The following is a 19,277-nucleotide window of genomic DNA, read 5'->3' as shown; positions in this document are numbered from 1 at the left end:
AGCGCTGACTGCGCCTTGATATTTCTCGGGGATTTTGGGCTCGACTATTTGTTTTTTCAGGCGGGTTTAGAGTTCAATTCGAACGAAATCAGAGGAAAGCCGCTTCGACTAGGATTTTATGCGTGGCTCGTTTCATTGGGGCTTTCGATCGTCATTTCGGGCCTGCTCTATATTGTCGGCCTCATCGAGTCGCCGCTGCTTGTCGCGTTGATCTTGCCGACCACGGCTTTCGGCATATTGATCCCGATTTTGCGACAGGCTGGGGACCTTAATGACGACTTTGGACATTATGTGCTTGGCGTTGCAGCCATCAGCGAAATCGGGCCGCTCATTCTCGCATCGATCGTTCTGGCGCGACACAGTCATCATTTCCACCAATTGCTGCTGAGCGCTTTCTTCATCGCCATCGCACTCGCAATGAATATCTTTCTCAGGCGGGTGCGTTCCGAGCGCCTTGCCGATAGCGTTGTGCACTGGCTTGATGACGACGAACTTCTTCCTATTCGAATCTCTCTTGTTATCTTGCTGGGCTTCGTCTCCTTCGCCGATCGGCTGGGCATGGAGCTTGTGGTCGGCTCGTATATTGCGGGTATGGCCGTCGCAATTCTGGTGCGCGGCACCAAGGCCGAAATTCTCGAGGAGCGTTTGGCCGCCATCGGCTCTGGTTTTTTGATCCCGCTGTTTTTCATCGAGAGCGGCGCGGCCTTCGATGTCACGAAGCTCTTCACGAACCCCGAAAGCTTCGTGCGCTTCGTCGCCTTTTGCGGCGCCTTGCTGCTCATTCGCCTGGCGCCGCTGAATTTCTTTCGAGGGACGCTGCCCGAACGGGACATGCCGGCGCTGGCGCTGTTGACGTCGACCACGCTGCCGCTGGTCGTCGCGCTGACCTATCTCGGCGTCGGGAGAGGTCAGTTGGCGCCCGAGACGGCCACGGCGCTTGTCGGCGCCGCGATGGTGACCGTCACGGCTTTTCCGACCATCGCCCTGTGGCTTCGCGGCACGGAGCGCCAGTCTCGCCTCGAAAGCGTCGTGTCGCTTGTCGTTCACGCCGTCGCCGATTGGTTCTCATCGCAGGCGTCCAGAGGACTGGCCAAATTTCCCCCGCAATGGCGCGACGAGCTGCATGGTTTTGAGCAGCGCGTTCGGGACGTGTTCAGCCGTTCGGCAGAATAGGGTAGGGAGTCGCGCGCGTCAGCCGAGCAGACCGCGCGCTCTCGGCGCGAGCGGATTGTCGGCGAGCGCCTGAGCGTCGGGGCGATCAGGCGCCGGATGATTGACGAGCGCGCCATAGAGTCCCTCAACGAAGCTTTCGTCGAGATCCTTGACGATGAAGACGATGCGCGTGCGCCGGTCGGCATCGGGCCAGGCGTCTAAGCGATGCGGCGGGTGGAAGACATGCTGCACGCCGTGAATCGCCACCGGGCGCGACGGATCGTCGGCGAGCGCCACAATTCCCTTGACGCGCAACATACGCGGCCCATGGGTGTGACGCAGTAGATCGATGAAAATATCGAAGGACGCCGGCGTCAGCGGCGTGTCCGACGAAAAGCAGAAGGCGCGGATATGCGTGTCGTGCCGGTTCGCGTCGTGATGATGACCGTGACCATGGTCATGGTCCGTATGGTCATGCGCCTGCGCCGCTTCTACCGCTTCCGCGTTGAGCCATTCCTTCACGCGCGGCGTCTTGCTCGCAGGATCATATAGTCCGCAGTTGAGAAGCGCCTCCGGCGTCGCTTCGCCCTTTGCGGCGTCAAGCTGCAGAGCGCCGGGATTGAGACGCGCGAGCCGCGCCTTCAGCGCGTCGAGCCGCTCGGCGCTTTGCGGCAGATCGGTCTTGGCGATAACGAGCCGGTCGGCGACGGCGGCCTGTTTGACGGCTTCCTCATGCGCGTCGAGCGTCGCTTCGCCGTTGACGGCGTCGACGAGCGTGACGACGCCGTCGAGCCGATAGCGCATCATCAGATAGGGGTGATACATGATCGCGTGCAGAATCGGCGCGGGATCGGCAAGGCCGGTCGTTTCCAGCACGACGCGCTTGAACGGCTTGATCCGGCCATTGTCGAGGCGCTTCAGCAAGTCTTCGAGCATAGTGACCAGATCGCCGCGGATCGTGCAGCACACGCAGCCCGAACTCATCAGCACCATGTCGCCGTCGATCTTCTCGATGAAGAGATGATCGAGGCCGATTTCGCCGAATTCATTAATGAGGACGAGCGTATCGGCAAGCGCAGGGGAGGCGAGCAGTCGATTGAGCAGCGTCGTCTTGCCGGCGCCGAGAAAACCGGTGATGACGGAGAGCGGGATGGGCGGCGGCGCCGATCGCGTCACGCGGCTGTCGGCTGGCTTGGCAAGATCGTTCATGGAGACGAATTCCGGCTGATCTGTTCGCTGAGTTTGTCATTCCCGGCAGGCCGAAGGCCTGACCGGGAATCCAGAGCCGATCCAGGAACGCTGGGTTTGCTCTCGATTCCCGATCGCGCGCGTTGCGCGCGTCGGGAATGACATGCAAGCAGTTCAGACGGAAATTGTATCAGAAGGAACTCGCGCATGAGCAGGAAAAACTTCCTGCTGGCTGAAGGCGCGCATTTTTACTGAAAGCGCCGCGCGTTTCCAGAACGAACGGCGCTATTGGCGCTCAGCTCTTGCCTGGTTCGGCGGAGGAGCGGACCTTCGGCGCGACCACGCGCTTCTGGGTTTCGGCGGCAGGCGCGGCGGTTCTCGGCTTGGCGGCTTTTTTCGACGCCGCCTTTGGCTTCAGCGCCGGCGCGATTTCGCCTGTTTCAGCGCTGCCGGCGTCAGCTTTAGCGGCTTCGGCCTTGGCGGCTCTTGCCGCCGCCGCGTGTGCCGCCTTCGCGGCCTTTGCACGCTTGGCGCGGCGCAGGGCTACAGCGTCGGGCGCCGGCTTGCTGATCGGCGAAGCGTTTGCGTCGGCGGGCTCCGGTTGCGCGGCATAGGCGGTAAGATCAGTCTGCTCGCCGACGGGAGCGCCCGGCGTCCGCGTCCGGGCCACCGGCCCGACATAGCCCGGCGCCCGTCCGACATAGACGGAAACGGGCTCAAAGCGCGGCCGCGGCAGATGCGCAATTTCCTTGGCGTTCACGCGCGGCGGCTGCTGCTGCGCGCCGTTCAGCGCGTCGAGCAGCGGAACGCCCGAGCCGACCGGGACCGACGCGTCTTCGATTTCCGCCATGAATTGGGCCGCGCCGGGCCCGCGATGATGACACACCGACTCGCGCATATCGGGCGCCGCGGTGGGGCCCGAGGACGGCAGCGAAGATAGCGAGGCGACGGCCGCGCCGCTCTGGAAGCCGCGATCGAGCAGGGCGGCGATTTTCGCCGTGCGCAGAATGGGATTGGGCGCGCCGAGGACGACGGCGATCAGGCGCCGGCCGCCGCGGGTGGCGGAGGCGACAAGATTGAATCCGGCCGAACAGGTGAAGCCGGTCTTCATCCCGTCGGCGCCAGGGTAGCGGCCGAGAAGATGGTTGTGGGTAGGAATGATCTGCTTGCCGAGCCGCATCGCGCCGATGTTGAAGAGATTGGCGTGCTCGGGAAACTGCAGGTAGAGCGCGCGGCCGAGAATCGCGAGATCGCGCGCCGACGTGACCTGCCGATCGTCGGGGAGTCCGTTGGGATTGTACCAAACCGACTGCGTCATGCCGAGCGAGGCGGAGGCGCGGTTCATCTCATCGGCGAAGGCTTCGACCGAACCGGACACGCCTTCCGCAATGGCGACCGCGATGTCGTTCGCGGACTTCACCATCAGCATGACGAGGGCGTTGTGCAGGGTGACTTCCGAACCGGCTCTGAAGCCCATCTTGGAAGGTGCCTCGCGACAGGCGCGCGGCGACATCATCACCGGCGTGTCGAGCGTGATGCGGCCCTGCCGCACCGCTTCGAGCGCGACATAGGTCGTCATCAGCTTCGTTACGGAGGCGGGATACCAGGAGGCGGTCGCCTGATCATGCGAGAGCACGGCGCCGGAAGAGACATCGATGACGATCGACGGCGTCGCCCGGGCGGGCGCTTCGGCGCCGAAAGAAATCAGCAGTGCGGTGGCCGCCGCGATCAATGTGGACTTCGAGAAGATCATCCGCTTAGCCCCATCACCCGTCGCTCAACCGCGCGGGATCGCAAGAAATCGCCGACTATATAATAGCGCACCAGGCGCATAGCCGGGATAGGCCGAGATTAGGGCGATTCGGGGGCGACTTTAGCGGACTGTTAACCGTAAGTCTTAACAAAAGGCATGGCGGCGGCGATCATTGCTTTCGCCGCGCCAGCTCCGGCTCGACGAGCTGGTATTTGATGAGGAACTTCAGCGCGCGACTCCAGGACTGATCGGTTTCGCCGCGCAGATCGGTTTGCGAGGCATGCGCCAACTCGCCTGTATGCGCGTCGCGGATGCGGATCTCGAGATTTTGCTCCATCACGCTGATCTTTCTAAAAAAGCAGACGAAGGACAGGTCCGCGCCAAGCGCCAGGGCGATATCGGCGTCGCAGCCATTACACTTGCGCAGCCAATGGTCCTTGACCCTCTGGTCGGTCGACCCGCTTCCGTCGATGATGTCAAAGAGCCCCGACTGAGACAGGAGGTCCCGCGCCAGCGCGGTCATTCTTTGAAGGCGGGCGGTTTCCTCCGGACTTTCTCCAGCGATCGGTCCGCCGGCGGAAAAATCATCGAGTTCAATGTCGAAGACGGCGAGTTTTAAGCGCGCGGGAGACTGCGCCTGAGCCTGCGCGCCGCCGATCGTCGCCGTCATCAGCGCCATCGCGAGAAAGCCTGTCAGCGTCCTTTTGCCCATCGCGAAGCTCCGTCGCTCTTCATCCAGGGCGGACGATAACTCCCCAAGGCGCGACGGGCTTCAGACCATCGCCCCGATCGGTCTGGGCAAATTTCCTCTTCTCGGCCGATCAAGCCGCGGGCGCGTCCCCGACGATTCCCGCGCCGATCGCCAGCCAGACAAGATGGGCGTCGGTGCGCGCGCCGATCTTCGCCTTGATTTGATAATGGTAGTTTTGAACCGTTTTCGGACTGAGGTTGAGAAGCGCAGCGATGTCCTCGGTGGTTCGGCCCGACGCGACAAGCCGCAGGATTTCCGTCTCTCTCGGGCCGAGTTCGTCGACGAGCGCGCGACCGGCGCCCAATCGCTCCGCCGCGATTTCGCGCGCGACGTCATCGCTGAGCGCCCGGCCGCCCTTGGCGACGATCGCGACGGCGCGAAGCAGCTCGACGGCGTCGCTGCTTTTCGTGACATAGCCCGAGGCGCCGGCTTCGAAGGCTTTCAGCGCGAAGGCCGCGCCGCCATGCATGGTGAACATCAATATGCGGGCGCTTTTGTCCCACTGCCTGATATGGCGCACGGCCTCGACGCCGCTCGCGCCCGGAAGAGAAAGGTCCATGATCACGACGTCGGGCGAAACCCTGCGATAGGCCTGATAGGCCTCTGCGGCATTGCCGGCTTCGGCGACGATTTTATGATCCGGCTGGCGTTCGAGCAGCCGGCGATAACCTTCTCGAACGATCGGGTGGTCGTCGACGAGAAGAATCGTGGTCATGCGAGCACGATGCCTTTCAACGGCGCGGGCCCGGCCGGGATCAGCGGAAGGCGCGCAACGACGCGGACGCCGCGCGCGGCGTCGCTGATCGAAAGACTGCCGCCGAAGGCCGCGATGCGCTCACGAATGCCGAGAATGCCGTGGCCGGAGGAGGTCGCGAGGCGCGACGCGTCGCCGCCGCCGTCATCCTCGACCGTCAGCGCGACGAGTCCGCCCTTTGAAGGGGCGCGCTCGATGCGCAGATAGACATTCTTCGAGTCGCCATGCCGCATGGCGTTGGTCAGACATTCCTGGGCGATGCGATAGAGACTTGTCGATATCGCCTGCGGCAGGTCGGCGAGGTCGCCGAGAAGTCTGAGATGGACGACGGCCTTTCGCTCGGCCTTGGCGTTCCAGTTGGCGGCGAGCTGGACGAGGCAGGTTTCGAGTCCAAGCTCTTCAAGATCTTGCGAACGCAGGCGGGCGAGCGCGTCGCGAAGCGTCTTCATCATGCGCTTGGCGACGCGGGCGATGGCGCGCGCGTCCCCCGCGACGCCTGGGTCGGTCGCGGCCGCCGCCGTCTCGATGGAGCCTGCGAAGGCGAGGGTCGCCGTCAGGCATTGCCCGAATTCGTCGTGAAGGTCGCGGGCGAGCGCGCGGCGCTCTTCCTCCTGTACCTCGAACAGTCTTTTCGTGAGCGCGGCGCGCTCCGCCGTGGTTTGCGCCAGCCGTTCGGCAAGATCATTGACGGCGCGCGCAATCAGGCCGAACTCGCCTTTCCTGACAGCGTTGAGCCGACTGTCGTAATTCCCTTGCTCCAGCTGCCGCAGTCCATCGACAATGGCGCGCGTCGGCGCCAGAGCGTGGACGATGGCGGCGGCGGCGAGCGCGCATAGGCAAATCGCCATTGAGGCCGCGACGCTCACGATGATCGAGATTTGTCGCCACGCCTGCCGGATCGCTGCGTCCGGGTCGGCCCTGACAGAGATCGCGCCGGTTTCCGGTTGGCGCACAGTCAAGGGGCGGACGATCGTCGCAGGCGCGCCGAATATCGACTCATAGGCGGTCGAAAACCATGCCGGCGCCGCTGCGCCGACGCCCTCCAGCTGGCTGCAGAGCGTGCGCGGCGCTTCCTCTCCAGGCGCATAGCTGACGCAGACGCCGGGCGAGATCAGCTTCAAGGTCGCAAGCGACTCCCACTCCGGACGGGGCAAAATATTGTCGCGACGCATGCTGCCGCGCCACAAAATGGCGCGCCAGTAGAGATTCTCGAGTTCATGCGCCACGCGCTCGGCGGAGGTCGCCGCTTCGGTTTCGATCGCGCGATGGGCGTCGACCATCACCCAGCCCGCGGTCAGCGTCAGACAAAGAAGGGTGATGGCGACGAGCTGCAAGACAAGCCTGACGATCAACCGCATGGGCGCATTCCTTGCTGCGGGGATTTGCCGCTCAGTAGAACAGGAATTTGGAAGAGCGCCAATGCGCGCCGTCCCTTTCGGCCGTCGATCGGGCAATTTGCCCGAGCGGCGTCACCCCATTTGAATTCTTTGAAATTTTCGGCGCAGCGAGAGCGGATATGCTAATGTAAAGTCTGGACGAAAACGCCAGCGACGCTTCGGACCGGCCGGCGAGGGCCCATGCGTCTTCGCGTCTTCGCGCGCCCATGGACTCCGGCTTGTGATCGAAAAGCTTGAATTCCTCATCGCCGTCGCAAAAGAGAAGAGCTTTTCGCGCGCCGCGGAGATTTGCGGCGTCACTCAGCCGACGCTCTCGGCCGGCGTCAAACAGCTCGAAGACACGCTCGGCGTGTTGCTGGTCAACCGTTCGTCGCGCTTTCACGGGCTGACGGCGGAAGGCGAGCGGGTGCTCGAATGGGCGAAGCGCATCGTCGGCGACGCGCGGGCGATGCGCCAGGAAGTGCGAACGCTCAAGGAAGGCTTGGCCGGCCAGTTGAAGATTGCGGTCATTCCCACGGCGCTCGGCATCGTTTCGGCGCTGACCACGCCTTATCGCGAGAAGCACCCCGGCGTTCGTTTTTCGGTGATTTCGGCTTCGTCGAGCGAAGTGCTGACCATGCTCGACAATCTCGAGATCGACGCCGGCATTACTTATCTGGACAATGAGCCGCTCGGCCGCGTGCGCACGGTGCCGCTCTGCTCGGAGCGCTACCGGCTCTTAACCTTCGCGGACAAGCCGCTCGGCGATCGCGAACGTGTGACATGGGCCGAGGTCGGGCGCATCGACCTCTGCCTGCTGACGCCGGACATGCAGAACCGACGCATCGTCGAGCAGCTCATTCGCAAGGGCGGCGCAGAGCCCGCGCCGGCGCTGGAGTCGAACAGCGTGATCCTGCTCTTCGATCATGTGAAGTCTGGTCGCTGGGCGACCGTGCTGCCGGAGAAGCTCGCCAAAACGCTGGAGATTGCGCCGCCCCTGCGCTCGATCCCCATCGTCGAACCGGACGCAGTCCATGAAATCGGCCTCGTCGCGCCCCAGCGCGAGCCGGTGATTCCGCTGGTCGCGGCGCTGGTCTCGGAGGCAAAGAAGCTCGCCGAAAGCCGAGCGCTTGGAGATTGATAGGTTCGGCCTATCGAGCAACGAAGTGTCGCTATTGATCGCGCCTTGGATTTCCGGCACTGTCTTCAGAACTAATCTAAAAAGGGCGGCCGCATTTGGCGCAACGCTCTGGACCGAAAGGGAAGAAATGGCTGGCGCTGCTCAGTATAGCGACGAGCGCGCGCGGGAGATCATCGCCGCTCATATGGGTCTTGAAGGGCCCGCGATGCCCATTCTGCACGCGCTCCAGGAAGAATTCGGCTATGTGCCGGACGCCGCCGTCAAGCAAATGGCCGAGGCGCTCAATATTTCTCGCGCAGAAATGCATGGGGTCGTCACTTTTTATCACGACTTCCGGCGCGCGCCGCATGGCCGCCACACCCTCAAACTCTGCCGCGCCGAGTCCTGCCAATCGATGGGCGCGGAACAGCAGGCGCGGGCCTTCCTCGACAAGTTGAAGCTCGACTGGGGCGGAACGACGCCGGACGGCGCTCTGACCGTGGAGCCGATCTATTGTCTGGGGCTTTGCGCGCATAGTCCGTCAGCGCTCTTTGACGGCGAGCCGATCGGCTGCGTCGACGCCGAAAGGCTCGATGAAATCGCCGCGGAGGCGCGCGACTGATGGCAAAGGTCTACATCCCGCTCGATATGGCCGCCGTCGCGATGGGCGCCGACACATTGGCCGCCGCCGTCGCGCAAGAAGCCGCCGCCCGCGGCGAGACTGTCGAGATCGTCCGAAACGGCTCGCGTGGAATGCTCTGGCTCGAACCCCTGATCGAGGTGGAGACTCCCGCGGGCCGTGTCGGTTATGGACCGGCCAAGGTCAAGGATGTCGCCTCGCTGTTCGACGCGGGCTTCCTCTCCGGCGGCGCCCATGCGCTCTCGATCGGCGAGGTCGACGATCAGCCCTGGATGAAGCGGCAGAACCGCATCACCTTCGCGCGCTGCGGCGTCATCGACCCGCTGTCGATGGATGAATATGAGGCGCATGGCGGCGGCGCCGGCCTCGCACGCGCCTTTCAGATCGGCCCTGCGGCGACGATCGAGGAAATCACCAAATCCGGCCTGCGCGGCCGCGGCGGCGCAGGATTCCCGACCGGAATCAAATGGAAGACGGTCGCCGACGCGCCCGCCGACCGGCGCTATGTCGTCGTCAACGCCGACGAGGGCGACAGCGGCACTTTCGCCGACCGCATGATCATGGAAGGCGATCCGCTCTCGCTGATCGAAGGCATGATCATCTGCGGCTACGCGATCAACGGCTCCAAGGGCTATATCTATCTGCGGTCGGAATATCCGCAGGCGGCGGTCGTCCTCGATCGGGCGATCGAGGTCGCGCGCGCGGCCGGCTGGCTCGGCGCCAATGTCCGCGGTTCGGGCTTTTCTTTCGACGTCGAGCTGCGCATCGGCGCGGGAGCCTATGTCTGCGGCGAGGAAACCTCGCTGCTCGAGAGCCTTGAGGGCAAGCGCGGGATCGTTCGCGCCAAGCCGCCGCTGCCGGCGCATGTGGGCCTCTTCGGCAAGCCGACGGTGGTCAACAATGTGCTGTCGATGGCGACGGCGCCGATGATCCTCGAAAAGGGATCGCAGCATTACGCCGAACTCGGCGTCGGCCGCTCGCGCGGCACGATGCCGCTGCAGATCGCCGGCAACGTCAAATATGGCGGTCTCTGCGAAGTGCCCTTCGGCCTGACGCTCGGCGAGATCGTCAATGACATCGGCGGCGGCACGCGATCCGGCCGGCCGGTGCGCGCCGTGCAGGTGGGCGGGCCGCTCGGCGCCTATCTGCCGCCATGGCTCTTCGACACGGTGTTCGACTATGAGGCCTTCGCCGCCAAGGACAGTCTGATCGGCCACGGTGGCCTTGTTGTGTTCGACGACACCGTCGACATGGCCTGGATGGCGCGCTTCGGCATGGAGTTCTGCGCCATCGAAAGCTGCGGCAAGTGCACGCCCTGCAGGCTCGGTTCGACGCGGGGCGTCGAAACGATCGACAAGATTCGCGAAGGCCAGAACGTCGACGCGAATATCGAGCTCCTCAAGGATCTCTGCCATACAATGAAGTTTGGCTCGCTCTGTGCATTGGGGGGCTTTGCGCCCTATCCGGTTGAGAGCGCGCTTCGCCATTTTCCCGAGGACTTCCGCAAGCCGGCCCTTGAAGCCGCTGAGTGAGGTAGCCGCCATGACGCTCATCAAGGAAATCGATTACGGCACGCCCGAATCACAAGCCGAGAAACTAGTGACGCTGACCATCGACGGTAAGAGCGTCACCGTGCCCGAGGGCACCTCGATCATGCGCGCGGCGATGGAGATCGGCACCGAAATCCCCAAGCTCTGCGCCACCGACAGCATCAAGGCGTTCGGCTCCTGCCGGCTCTGCGTGATCGAAGTCGAGGGCCGCAATGGCACGCCCGCCTCCTGCACCACGCCGGTCGCGCCCGGCATCTCGGTCAAGACCCAGACGCCGCGCCTCGCCGCCATCCGCCGCGGCGTGATGGAGCTTTATATTTCCGACCATCCGCTCGACTGCCTGACCTGCGCCGCCAATGGCGATTGCGAACTGCAGGATATGGCGGGCGCGGTCGGCCTGCGCGACGTGCGCTACGGCTATGACGGCGCCAACCACGTTTTCGCCCGCAACAATGGCGAGGTGAATTTTGATTGGAAGCCGAAAGACGAATCCAATCCTTATTTCTCCTACGATCCCTCGAAGTGCATCGTCTGCAACCGTTGTGTGCGCGCCTGCGAGGAAGTGCAGGGCACCTTCGCGCTGACGATTTCAGGCCGCGGGTTCGAATCGCGCGTTTCGTCCGGCATGGACGAAGCCTTCATGGAATCGGAATGCGTGTCCTGCGGCGCCTGCGTGCAGGCCTGTCCGACCGCGACGCTGATCGAGAAATCGGTCATCTCCGTCGGCCAGCCCGAGCATTCGGCGGTCACCACCTGCGCCTATTGCGGCGTCGGCTGCACCTTCAAGGCGGAGATGCGCGGCGAGGAAGTCGTCCGCATGGTCCCCTGGAAGGACGGCAAGGCCAATCACGGCCATAGCTGCATCAAGGGTCGCTTCGCCTATGGCTACGCCCAGCATGGCGACCGGATTCTGGACCCGATGATCCGCGAGTCGATCGATCAGCCCTGGCGCGTGGTCTCATGGGACGAAGCGATCAGCTTCGCCGCCGAGCGGCTGAAAGCCACGCAGGAGAAATACGGCAAGAATTCCGTCGGTGTGATCACCTCGTCGCGCTGCACGAATGAGGAAAGCTACCTCGTTCAGAAACTCGCGCGCCAAGGCTTTAAGAACAACAACACCGACACCTGCGCGCGCGTCTGCCATTCGCCGACGGGTTACGGTCTGGCGCAGACCTTCGGCACCTCGGCGGGAACGCAGGATTTCGATTCGGTCGACGACGCCGACGTCATTCTGGTCATGGGCGCTAATCCGACCGACGCCCACCCGGTGTTTGGCTCGCGGATGAAGAAGCGCCTGCGCGACGGCGCCAAGCTCATTGTCATCGATCCGCGCCGCATCGACCTCGTGCGCTCGCCGCATATCGCGGCGGATTATCACCTGCCGCTCAAGCCCGGCACCAATGTCGCGATGGTCACCGCGCTGGCGCATGTCATCGTGACGGAAAATCTCGTCAATCTCGATTTCGTGAAGTCGCGCTGCGACTGGGACGAATTTCAGGATTGGGCGGATTTCGTCGCCCAGCCGAAGAACAGCCCCGAGGCGATGGAAGCGACGCTCGGCGTTCCGGCGGCCGACGTTCGTGCGGCGGCCAGGCTCTACGCCACCGGCGGTAACGCTGCGATCTATTACGGTCTCGGCGTCACCGAGCATGCGCAGGGCTCGACCACCGTCATGGGCATCGCCAATCTCGCCATGGCGACCGGCAATCTCGGACGCCGCGGCGTTGGCGTGAACCCGCTGCGCGGCCAGAACAATGTGCAGGGCTCCTGCGACATGGGCTCGTTCCCGCACGAGCTGCCGGGCTATCGCCACATCTCCAATGATGCGGCCCGCCACGCGTTTGAGAAGGATTGGGGCGTGTCGCTCGATCCGGAGCCGGGCCTGCGCATCCCGAACATGTTCGACGCGGCGATCGAAGGCACGTTCAAGGGACTTTATGTCCAGGGCGAGGACATTCTCCAGTCCGACCCCGACACGCGCCATGTCTCACGCGCGCTCGCGAATATGGACATCGTCATCGTGCAGGACCTCTTCCTGGTCGAGACCGCGAACTACGCGCATGTCTTCCTGCCCGGCGCGACCTTCCTCGAGAAGGACGGCACCTTCACCAACGCCGAGCGCCGCATTCAGCGCGTCACCAAGGTGATGTCGCCGAAGAACGGCTACGCCGATTGGGAGGTCACCCAGCTCCTCGCCAATAGGCTTGGGTTGAATTGGAGCTACACCCACGCCGGCGAGATCATGGACGAGATCGCGCGGCTGACGCCGTCCTTCGCCGGCGTGTCGTTCGCGCGCCTCGAAGAGGCGGGTTCGCTGCAATGGCCGGTCAACGCCGACTCGCCGGACGGCATGCCGATCATGCACATCAACGGCTTTGCGCGCGGCAAGGGCAAATTCGTCATCACCGAATATGTCCCGACCGACGAGAGAGTGGGGCCGCGGTTTCCGCTGCTGCTCACGACGGGACGTATCCTGTCGCAATATAATGTCGGCGCGCAGACGCGGCGCACCGAGAATTCGCAATGGCATCCTGAGGACGTCCTCGAGATTCATCCGCATGACGCGGAGGATCGCGGCGTGCGCGAAGGCGATTGGGTGAAGGTGGCGAGCCGCGCCGGCGAAACGACGCTGCGCGCCAAGATCACGGATCGTGTCGCTCCGGGCGTCGTTTATACGACGTTCCATCATCCGACCACCCAGGCCAATGTGGTCACGACCGACAATTCCGACTGGGCCACCAATTGTCCGGAATATAAGGTCACGGCGGTGCAGGTCTCGACCACCAATGGGCCGACCGACTGGCAGGAGCAGTATCGCGAGCTGACCGAGCAGAGCCGCCGCATCGCGAGCACGATCGACGCGGCGGAATGACAGCAACGCCGTCGCCGACTCTACGGGTGGAATGCCTGGCGCGCCGTCACGATGTGACGGCGCGTTCTTCTCGCGTGATCCCCGAGGAGACGCCGATCGCCTTCACTTACGGCGGTGCCACCCATGCGGTGATGATGGCGACGCCGGCGGATCTGGAAGATTTCGCGATCGGCTTTGCGCTGACCGAGGGACTGATCGACTCGCCGGAGCAGGCGGGCGATGTCGAGATTATCATCTCCGACGCCGGCATTGAGCTGCGCGCCTGGCTCAAGGGCGGGCGGCAGGAAGCCTATGCCCAACGCCGCCGTTCGATGGCGGGCCCGACAGGCTGCGGGCTTTGCGGCATCGAGAGCCTTGAGGCGGCGACGCGCATTCTGCCGACGCTTGACAATGCGCTCTGCGTGCGCGCCGACGCCCTGATCGAGGCGATGGAGCGACTTCCCGCCGCTCAGACCTATAATCGCGAGACTCGCGCCGTTCACGCCGCCGCCTTCTGGAATCCGGTTACCGGCGCGCTGATCGCGCGCGAGGACGTCGGCCGCCACAATGCGCTCGACAAGCTCGCCGGCGCGCTCGCGCGACAGGCGATCGCCACGACGCAGGGCGTGGTTCTGATGACCAGCCGCGTGTCGGTCGAGCTCGTCCAAAAGGCCGCCCGCATGGGCGCGCCGATCATCGCCGCGGTTTCAGCGCCGACAGCGCTCGCCGTGCGCAATGCGCAGACATGCGGCATGACGCTGGTGGCGGTCATGCGCGGCCGGGATTTCGAAATCTTCACCCATCCGGGACGCATCCTCGAACAGGTTTCCGCACATGTCGCATGATTCGGTCGATAAGCTCGTCAAAATGGCTAACCAGATCGGCAAGTTCTTCGTGGCGCAGAAGCACCCCGAAGGCGTCGCCAGCATGACGGACCATTTGAGGAAGTTCTGGGACCCGCGCATGCGCAACGCGATTATCGCTCATGTCGATCATGGCGGCGCCGGCCTCGATCCGATCGCCATCGAGGCGGTGAAGCGCCTCCAAACTCGGGCGGGCGCCGCAGCTTCAGGCTTGCGCCCGGGCGAGGGCGGCGCCGACGGCTGAACAGAAGCTTCCTGCGCCGGCTAAAACATGACTGACCGAATCTGCCCCTGCCGCGCGATGGATGCGCAACAGCTCGCCTATTCCGCTTGCTGCGCGCCCTACATCGAGCAAAGACTGCCGACGCCGACCGCCGAGGCGCTGATGCGTTCGCGCTACACAGCGTTCGTGGTTGGCGACATCGACTATCTTGTCGATACGCTCGCGCCGGAATCGCGTCACGATTTCGACCGCAAGGCGATCACGCATTGGGCGCGCAGCTCGCAATGGCTTGGACTTGAAATTCTCGCGACGGAGCAGGGCCTGCCGGGAGACGAAACCGGCTATGTCGAGTTCATCGCGAATTTCGCCAGCGAAGGCGAACGCTATGCGCATCGGGAGCGCTCGCTGTTCCGCCACGATCCGCAGGATGGCCGCTGGTATTTCCTTGAAGAAGCCAATCGCAAGAGCGCGCCGATCGTGAAAGGCAAGCAGGCGGGCCGCAATGATCCCTGTCCCTGCGGCTCGGGCAAGAAATACAAGAAGTGCTGCGGCGCCGCCGCGTAAAGCGGGCGTCAGCTTTCCGTCGAACCGCACGATCTTTTCCCATCGTCAAAATCAGGAACAAAGCAATTCTGTCCGCGTTGCGTCGACGTGCTCTCTTGGAGAACGGCGATGGACTGGAATCGTGTCGAAGGCGCCTGGAAACAGTTCCGGGGCAAGGTGCGCGAGAAGTGGGCCGAGCTGACTGACGACGATCTTGCGCGCATGGACGGCAAGCGCGAGCAGTTCGAGGGGATTCTGCAGCAACGCTATGGCGCGGGCCGGGATCGAATCCGTGAAGACGTCGACGCCTGGCTCAAGACTCTGAATTGAGCGTCAATTTCAGCGCGGCGCGCGCCGCGACCGCGATGCTTTCGTCCGGCCCCTGCCATAAGGCCGAGCTTGCCCAATGTCGGAACATTCTCAGAAAGGGAGAGTTGTCTTTGTATTCGTCTCCAATGGAGGAGCGCGCAATGAGTACGAAGCCCAAATTTGGCGTGAGCTGGCGACAGCTTGTTCATGCGGCGTCCGGCGTCATCGCCACAATGCTGTTCATCAGCCCGGCGTTTCCGCGCGCGCGTCGTATCCTTGTTCGCGTGCCGCGACGAGCGGAAATCGAACAATGGCGGCGCGATTGACATTTGGTTCTTAACGAGCGCCCGCTGCTCATTCTTGGCGGGCCGAAGGCGTCGAGGACGGCCGCCCTCGCTCTAATCTGGCGGCCGGGAAAGTCGCGCAAGCAGGTCGCGCATCCTGTCGGGCACGGGAACGGAGAGGCTGTCCTCGTATAAATCTCGCAGTTCGACCGTGACCTTGACATTAAATCCGAGCAGCGACAAAGGGCACGCAGCCTCCTTTCGCTTGTCGCTTAGCATTCGCCGCCGGTCTCCCGCCGCGCTCTGTTCGGCTTTGTCGTCCATTTTCCAAGCTCTTGGAGGGGTCGGTCGCGCCGGCAACTCCAACGCCCACAGCAGGCGAAAGGTTGTCGTTCCTGCATCCAACAATGTAGCAGGCGAATTGTTCCGTTGGACGATGACAAACTTGTTCTTCGTTTGGAGCGGGGCGTAAGCGGAACAATGCGCTCGAAAGGGCGTTAATCGAACATGTCCCTGCGTCGGGTGAACCGGGATGGCGCCGCGATCCTTCTGGAAAGGCTATTTGAAGCTTTCGCTCGTGACCTGCCCGGTCGCGATGACGCCCGCTGCCTCTGAACGCGAAAAGGTCCGCTTCCATATCCTTAATCGAAATACGGGCAATCGGGTCGTCAGCCAATATGTCGATTCCGTCTCCGGCGCGCCGGTCAGCGAGGACGAAGCTGCAAAAGCCTATCCGCGCGGCGAAAATGATTACATGTTGCTTGAGGACGATGAGCTTGACGCGCTCAACCTCGACAGCACGCGAACGATCGATATCGACGCTTTCGCGCCGGCGGGCAGCGTCGACTCGATCTGGCTCGACAAGCCGCATTACCTTGTTCCCGACGACCCGATCGGCGTCGAGGCTTTTTCCGTGATCCGCGAGGCGATGAAGGCGACGCATACGGTTGGCCTGTCGCGACTGGCGATCTATCGGCGAGAGCGGGCGGTGATGATCGAGCCGCGCGACAAAGGCCTTGTGTTATGGACGTTGCGTTTCGCTGACGAAGTGCGTGATCAGAAGGACTGTCTCGACAACATCCACGCCGAGACGCCGAATGCGAAAGCGCTCGGCCTCATTTCCAAATTGATCGAAGAGCGCAAGATTCATTGGGATCCTTCGGCGACCCAAGACCCGGTTCAAACCCATCTGCTCGAAATCATTGCTGCAAAGAAGAAACAGCAAAGGCCCGCGCGCGGCAAGAAGCAGGCGCCGGCGAGTCCCGGCAATGTCGTCAATATCATGGATGCGCTGCGCAAGAGCATCGATGCGGACAGGCGCGGCGCCAAACGTCGTTAGCGTTCCACGTCCTGCGGCGTTCAGGCTTTCTGCTTCCTTCGGGTTTTTTCCCATTCGATCGGCGCCGCCGCCAGTCGAAAGTCGGCCCAGGGATCGTTCTTCATGGAATCAAGGCGCGCCAGAGTCTTGGCGATCGTGAAATAGGCGGATCCGATCGCCGGATTGAGTTCGTCCCAGTCGAGCGGAACCGAGACGGGCGCGCCGGGACGTGCGCGCGGCGAATAGGGGGCGACGGCGGTCGCGCCGCGCTGATTGCGCAGATAGTCGACGAGTATCTTTCCACGGCGCTTCGACTTCGCAATCGTGGAAACGAATTTACTCGGACTGTCCTTGGCCATGGCGTCCGCGATGCTTTTGGCGAAGGCCTTCGCTTGCGGCCATTCCGCTTTCGGCGTCACAGGCGCCAGCACATGGAGGCCTTTGCCGCCGGTTGTCTTGACGAAGGCGGTCAGTCCGAGGTCTTGAAGCCGGTCCCGCGTCTCTAGAGCCGCCGCAATGACCGACTCCCATGCGACCTCCTCGCCTGGATCGAGATCCATGATGATGACGTCTGGACGCTCCCAGTCCGACGCCGTCGAGCCCCAGGGGTGAATCTCCAGAGCCGCCGACTGAACCAGCGCGATCAGTCCGTCAAGGTCAGTGATGCTGAGCAGAGGCTCTTCTTTCGACTCTTTTGGATCATTGATGAGAACGATGTTGGGATCGATGGCTTTCCACGGATGCTTCTGGAAGAATTTCTCTCCATCAATGCCGTTCGGACAGCGCAGCAGCGCCAGCGGACGATTGACGATGAAGGGCGCGATATAGCGCCAGACTTCCGAATAGTAATCCGCCAGCCCCTGCTTGGTGACGCCTTTTTGTGGCCAATAGAGGCGATCCGGATGCGTGAGCGTCACGGCGCTTGTCTCCGCTTTCGTCGCGGCTCGTTTAGCTGGCGGCGCTTGCTCGCGTATCACGTCGCGCGCTTTCTTGTCTTCACGCAGGCCGCGAAAGGAGGCGTGCCGAAGCATATGATCGGCGGTCCAGCCGCGAAACTCGATTTCGGCCACCAGCTCTGGCAGCACGTAGCGCACATGACGCGCCGCCTCGGCGCTGAGCCGCGCGCCAAAGGGGCTCGACGATCTGCGCAGCGGCTCGAGTTTGGCGAAAAGCTCACGCGCCATATCGGTCGTGAATCCCGTCCCGACTCGGCCGACATGGCGCAGAACACCGCGCTGATAAACGCCGAGCACAAGCGCGCCGATCGAGCGTCGCGACGCCGTCGACGGCGTGTAGCCGGCGATGACGAACTCCTGCCGAGCGAAACATTTGGCTTTGATCCAGCTCTTGACGCGTCCGGAGCGATAAAGCGAGTCGCGCAACTTCGACACCACGCCTTCGAGACCAAGCCGACAGGCGTGTGACAGCACGACCGCGCCGCTGTCTTCGAAATGAGCGCTGAAGCGAATTCTGGCGTCGGTCGCGTCGCCGAGAAGCCTTGCCAGCGCATTTTTGCGTTCGAGCAGTGCCGCACTCCGCAAATCATAGCCGTCAAGGTAGAGAAGATCGAAGGCCCAATAGATGAAGCGGTCGCAGCGTCCTTCGCTCAAATCCGCTTGAAGCGCTGAAAAGTCAGAGGCGCCCGAATTCGTCTCGACGACGATTTCGCCGTCGATGAGCGCGGCGCCGAGCGGCAGCGCGCGCAGCGCCGCGACGATCTCCTTGCCGAACTTCGTCGTCCAGTCGAGGCCGCTGCGCGAGAGCAGCCGTACGCGTCCCGCCTCAATGCGCGCCTGAATTCGGTAGCCGTCGAATTTGATTTCGTGAACCCAGTCCTTGCCCGAAGGCGCAACGCCGGCGCTCGCCTGCATCGGCGCGACGAAATTCGGCAGCAGCGCTTTCTTCGCGCCTTTTACGCGCGAGGGATCCAAGTGCTGCGCGGGCGCGTCGGTCTCTGCTGAGGAGCTTGTCTTATCCTTGCGGGACGCGGCGTTTTGCTTTGGCAGGGCGCATTTCTTGGAGACTCGCTTCGATGCGCCGTCCGCCACATCGCCGATGGCGCGGCCCTTTTTTACTGAGCGCGGCATTTCTTCAAGAATGTCTTCATCCTCTGGCGTTCGCGCAAAATCGTCTTCGCCTTTGATGAGAAGCCAATTGTCATGCGTCTCACGCGGCCGTCGAGCCATGCGCACGAGGCGCCAGCGGCCGCCAAGCTTCTTGCCCTTCAGTTCGAATTCAAGATGGCCTTTGGCGTAGCCCTCGTGCGGATCGCCCTCCGGAATCCAAACGCCCTTATCCCAGACGATCACCTTTCCGGCGCCATATTGACCTTTAGGGATGACGCCCTCGAAATTGCGATAGTCGAGAGGATGATCCTCGACCTGAACGGCGAGCCGTTTTTCGCCGGGCGCGAGGCTCGGGCCTTTCGCGACCGCCCAGCTTTTCAAAACGCCGTCCATCTCCAGGCGAAGGTCGTAATGCAGCCGCCGCGCGGCATGTTTCTGGATCACAAAGCTGTTGCCGGTCTTTCGAGCGCCTCGCCCCTGCGGCTCACGGGTCGCCGAAAAATCGCGCTTCTTGCGATAATCGGCGAGCGACATGC

General features: G+C 63.1%; 18 protein-coding genes. 11 read left to right on the top strand and 7 right to left on the bottom strand.

Going from position 1 to position 19,277, the window contains the following annotated elements; genetic code table 11:
- The coding region (locus AB7I51_RS06585; protein ID WP_428406158.1) for a cation:proton antiporter at window positions 1–1,173 on the top strand (1,173 nt) is incomplete at its 5' end.
- A gap of 18 nt (window positions 1,174–1,191) precedes the next feature.
- Here the strand turns inward: AB7I51_RS06585 and AB7I51_RS06580 are convergent.
- From AB7I51_RS06580 to AB7I51_RS06560, 5 genes are all read right to left on the bottom strand, one after another.
- A complete protein-coding gene (locus AB7I51_RS06580; protein WP_428403481.1) occupies window positions 1,192–2,361 on the bottom strand; it encodes a CobW family GTP-binding protein in 1,170 nt (389 codons plus the stop codon).
- A 274-nt stretch (window positions 2,362–2,635) separates the two neighbouring features.
- Window positions 2,636–4,093 (bottom strand): D-alanyl-D-alanine carboxypeptidase family protein, encoded by a 1,458-nt coding sequence (locus AB7I51_RS06575; RefSeq protein ID WP_428403482.1) that lies wholly within the window; start codon window positions 4,091–4,093, stop codon window positions 2,636–2,638.
- 169 nt (window positions 4,094–4,262) lie between these two features.
- A complete protein-coding gene (locus AB7I51_RS06570; RefSeq protein WP_428403483.1) occupies window positions 4,263–4,805 on the bottom strand; it encodes a DUF3280 domain-containing protein in 543 nt (180 codons plus the stop codon).
- Window positions 4,806–4,914: 109 nt separating this feature from the next.
- Complete coding sequence (locus tag AB7I51_RS06565; RefSeq protein ID WP_428403484.1) at window positions 4,915–5,559, bottom strand: response regulator; 645 nt, start codon at window positions 5,557–5,559, stop codon at window positions 4,915–4,917.
- Window positions 5,556–6,956, bottom strand: coding sequence for a HAMP domain-containing sensor histidine kinase (locus AB7I51_RS06560; RefSeq protein WP_428403485.1), 1,401 nt, complete (start codon window positions 6,954–6,956; stop codon window positions 5,556–5,558). The genes AB7I51_RS06565 and AB7I51_RS06560 overlap by 4 nt, the downstream gene beginning before the upstream one ends.
- Before the next feature lie 259 nt (window positions 6,957–7,215).
- Here AB7I51_RS06560 and AB7I51_RS06555 point away from each other — a divergent pair, with 259 nt between their 5' ends.
- The 9 genes from AB7I51_RS06555 to AB7I51_RS06515 all read left to right on the top strand — a co-directional run bounded on the left by AB7I51_RS06555 (window position 7,216) and on the right by AB7I51_RS06515 (window position 15,399).
- A complete protein-coding gene (locus AB7I51_RS06555; RefSeq protein WP_428403486.1) occupies window positions 7,216–8,115 on the top strand; it encodes a LysR family transcriptional regulator in 900 nt (299 codons plus the stop codon).
- Window positions 8,116–8,242: 127 nt separating this feature from the next.
- Complete coding sequence (locus AB7I51_RS06550; RefSeq protein ID WP_428403487.1) at window positions 8,243–8,716, top strand: formate dehydrogenase subunit gamma; 474 nt, start codon at window positions 8,243–8,245, stop codon at window positions 8,714–8,716.
- Window positions 8,713–10,266, top strand: coding sequence for a formate dehydrogenase beta subunit (locus AB7I51_RS06545; RefSeq protein WP_428403537.1), 1,554 nt, complete (start codon window positions 8,713–8,715; stop codon window positions 10,264–10,266). The genes AB7I51_RS06550 and AB7I51_RS06545 overlap by 4 nt, the downstream gene beginning before the upstream one ends.
- A 10-nt stretch (window positions 10,267–10,276) precedes the next feature.
- The gene (gene fdhF / locus AB7I51_RS06540; protein WP_428403488.1) at window positions 10,277–13,156 is read left to right on the top strand and encodes a formate dehydrogenase subunit alpha; all 2,880 of its coding nucleotides are present in this window, start codon (window positions 10,277–10,279) and stop codon (window positions 13,154–13,156) included.
- On the top strand, window positions 13,153–13,980 hold the full coding sequence (fdhD, locus tag AB7I51_RS06535) for a formate dehydrogenase accessory sulfurtransferase FdhD (protein WP_428403489.1): 828 nt from the start codon (window positions 13,153–13,155) through the stop codon (window positions 13,978–13,980). Before fdhF ends, fdhD begins: the two co-directional genes overlap by 4 nt.
- Window positions 13,970–14,242, top strand: coding sequence for a formate dehydrogenase subunit delta (locus AB7I51_RS06530; RefSeq protein WP_409978540.1), 273 nt, complete (start codon window positions 13,970–13,972; stop codon window positions 14,240–14,242). The genes fdhD and AB7I51_RS06530 overlap by 11 nt, the downstream gene beginning before the upstream one ends.
- Window positions 14,243–14,269: 27 nt before the next feature.
- Window positions 14,270–14,785 carry a YchJ family protein gene (locus tag AB7I51_RS06525; RefSeq protein ID WP_428403490.1) on the top strand — a complete coding sequence of 172 codons (516 nt, stop codon included), beginning with the start codon at window positions 14,270–14,272 and terminating at the stop codon, window positions 14,783–14,785.
- 108 nt (window positions 14,786–14,893) lie between these two features.
- Window positions 14,894–15,094 carry a CsbD family protein gene (locus tag AB7I51_RS06520; protein ID WP_428403491.1) on the top strand — a complete coding sequence of 67 codons (201 nt, stop codon included), beginning with the start codon at window positions 14,894–14,896 and terminating at the stop codon, window positions 15,092–15,094.
- Between the two features lie 140 nt (window positions 15,095–15,234).
- Window positions 15,235–15,399, top strand: a complete 165-nt coding sequence (locus tag AB7I51_RS06515) for a hypothetical protein (RefSeq protein WP_428403492.1) — start codon at window positions 15,235–15,237, stop codon at window positions 15,397–15,399.
- Between the two features lie 72 nt (window positions 15,400–15,471).
- Here the strand turns inward: AB7I51_RS06515 and AB7I51_RS06510 are convergent, their stop codons facing one another.
- Window positions 15,472–15,636: a NepR family anti-sigma factor gene (locus tag AB7I51_RS06510; protein WP_428406159.1), complete on the bottom strand. Its 165-nt coding sequence runs from the start codon at window positions 15,634–15,636 to the stop codon at window positions 15,472–15,474.
- Window positions 15,637–15,889: 253 nt separating this feature from the next.
- Between AB7I51_RS06510 and AB7I51_RS06505 the strand changes: the two genes are divergently transcribed.
- On the top strand, window positions 15,890–16,696 hold the full coding sequence (locus AB7I51_RS06505) for a Ku protein (protein ID WP_428403494.1): 807 nt from the start codon (window positions 15,890–15,892) through the stop codon (window positions 16,694–16,696).
- Between the two features lie 20 nt (window positions 16,697–16,716).
- Here the strand turns inward: AB7I51_RS06505 and ligD are convergent, their stop codons facing one another.
- Window positions 16,717–19,275: a DNA ligase D gene (gene ligD / locus AB7I51_RS06500; protein WP_428403495.1), complete on the bottom strand. Its 2,559-nt coding sequence runs from the start codon at window positions 19,273–19,275 to the stop codon at window positions 16,717–16,719.
- Between the last annotated feature and the right edge of the window lie 2 nt (window positions 19,276–19,277).

It is taken from the genome of Methylocystis sp., from assembly GCF_050246715.1.
GTDB lineage: Bacteria > Pseudomonadota > Alphaproteobacteria > Rhizobiales > Beijerinckiaceae > Methylocystis.
Note: the sequence above shows the minus strand (reverse complement) of the source record. Positions and strands in the feature narration are given on the sequence as shown.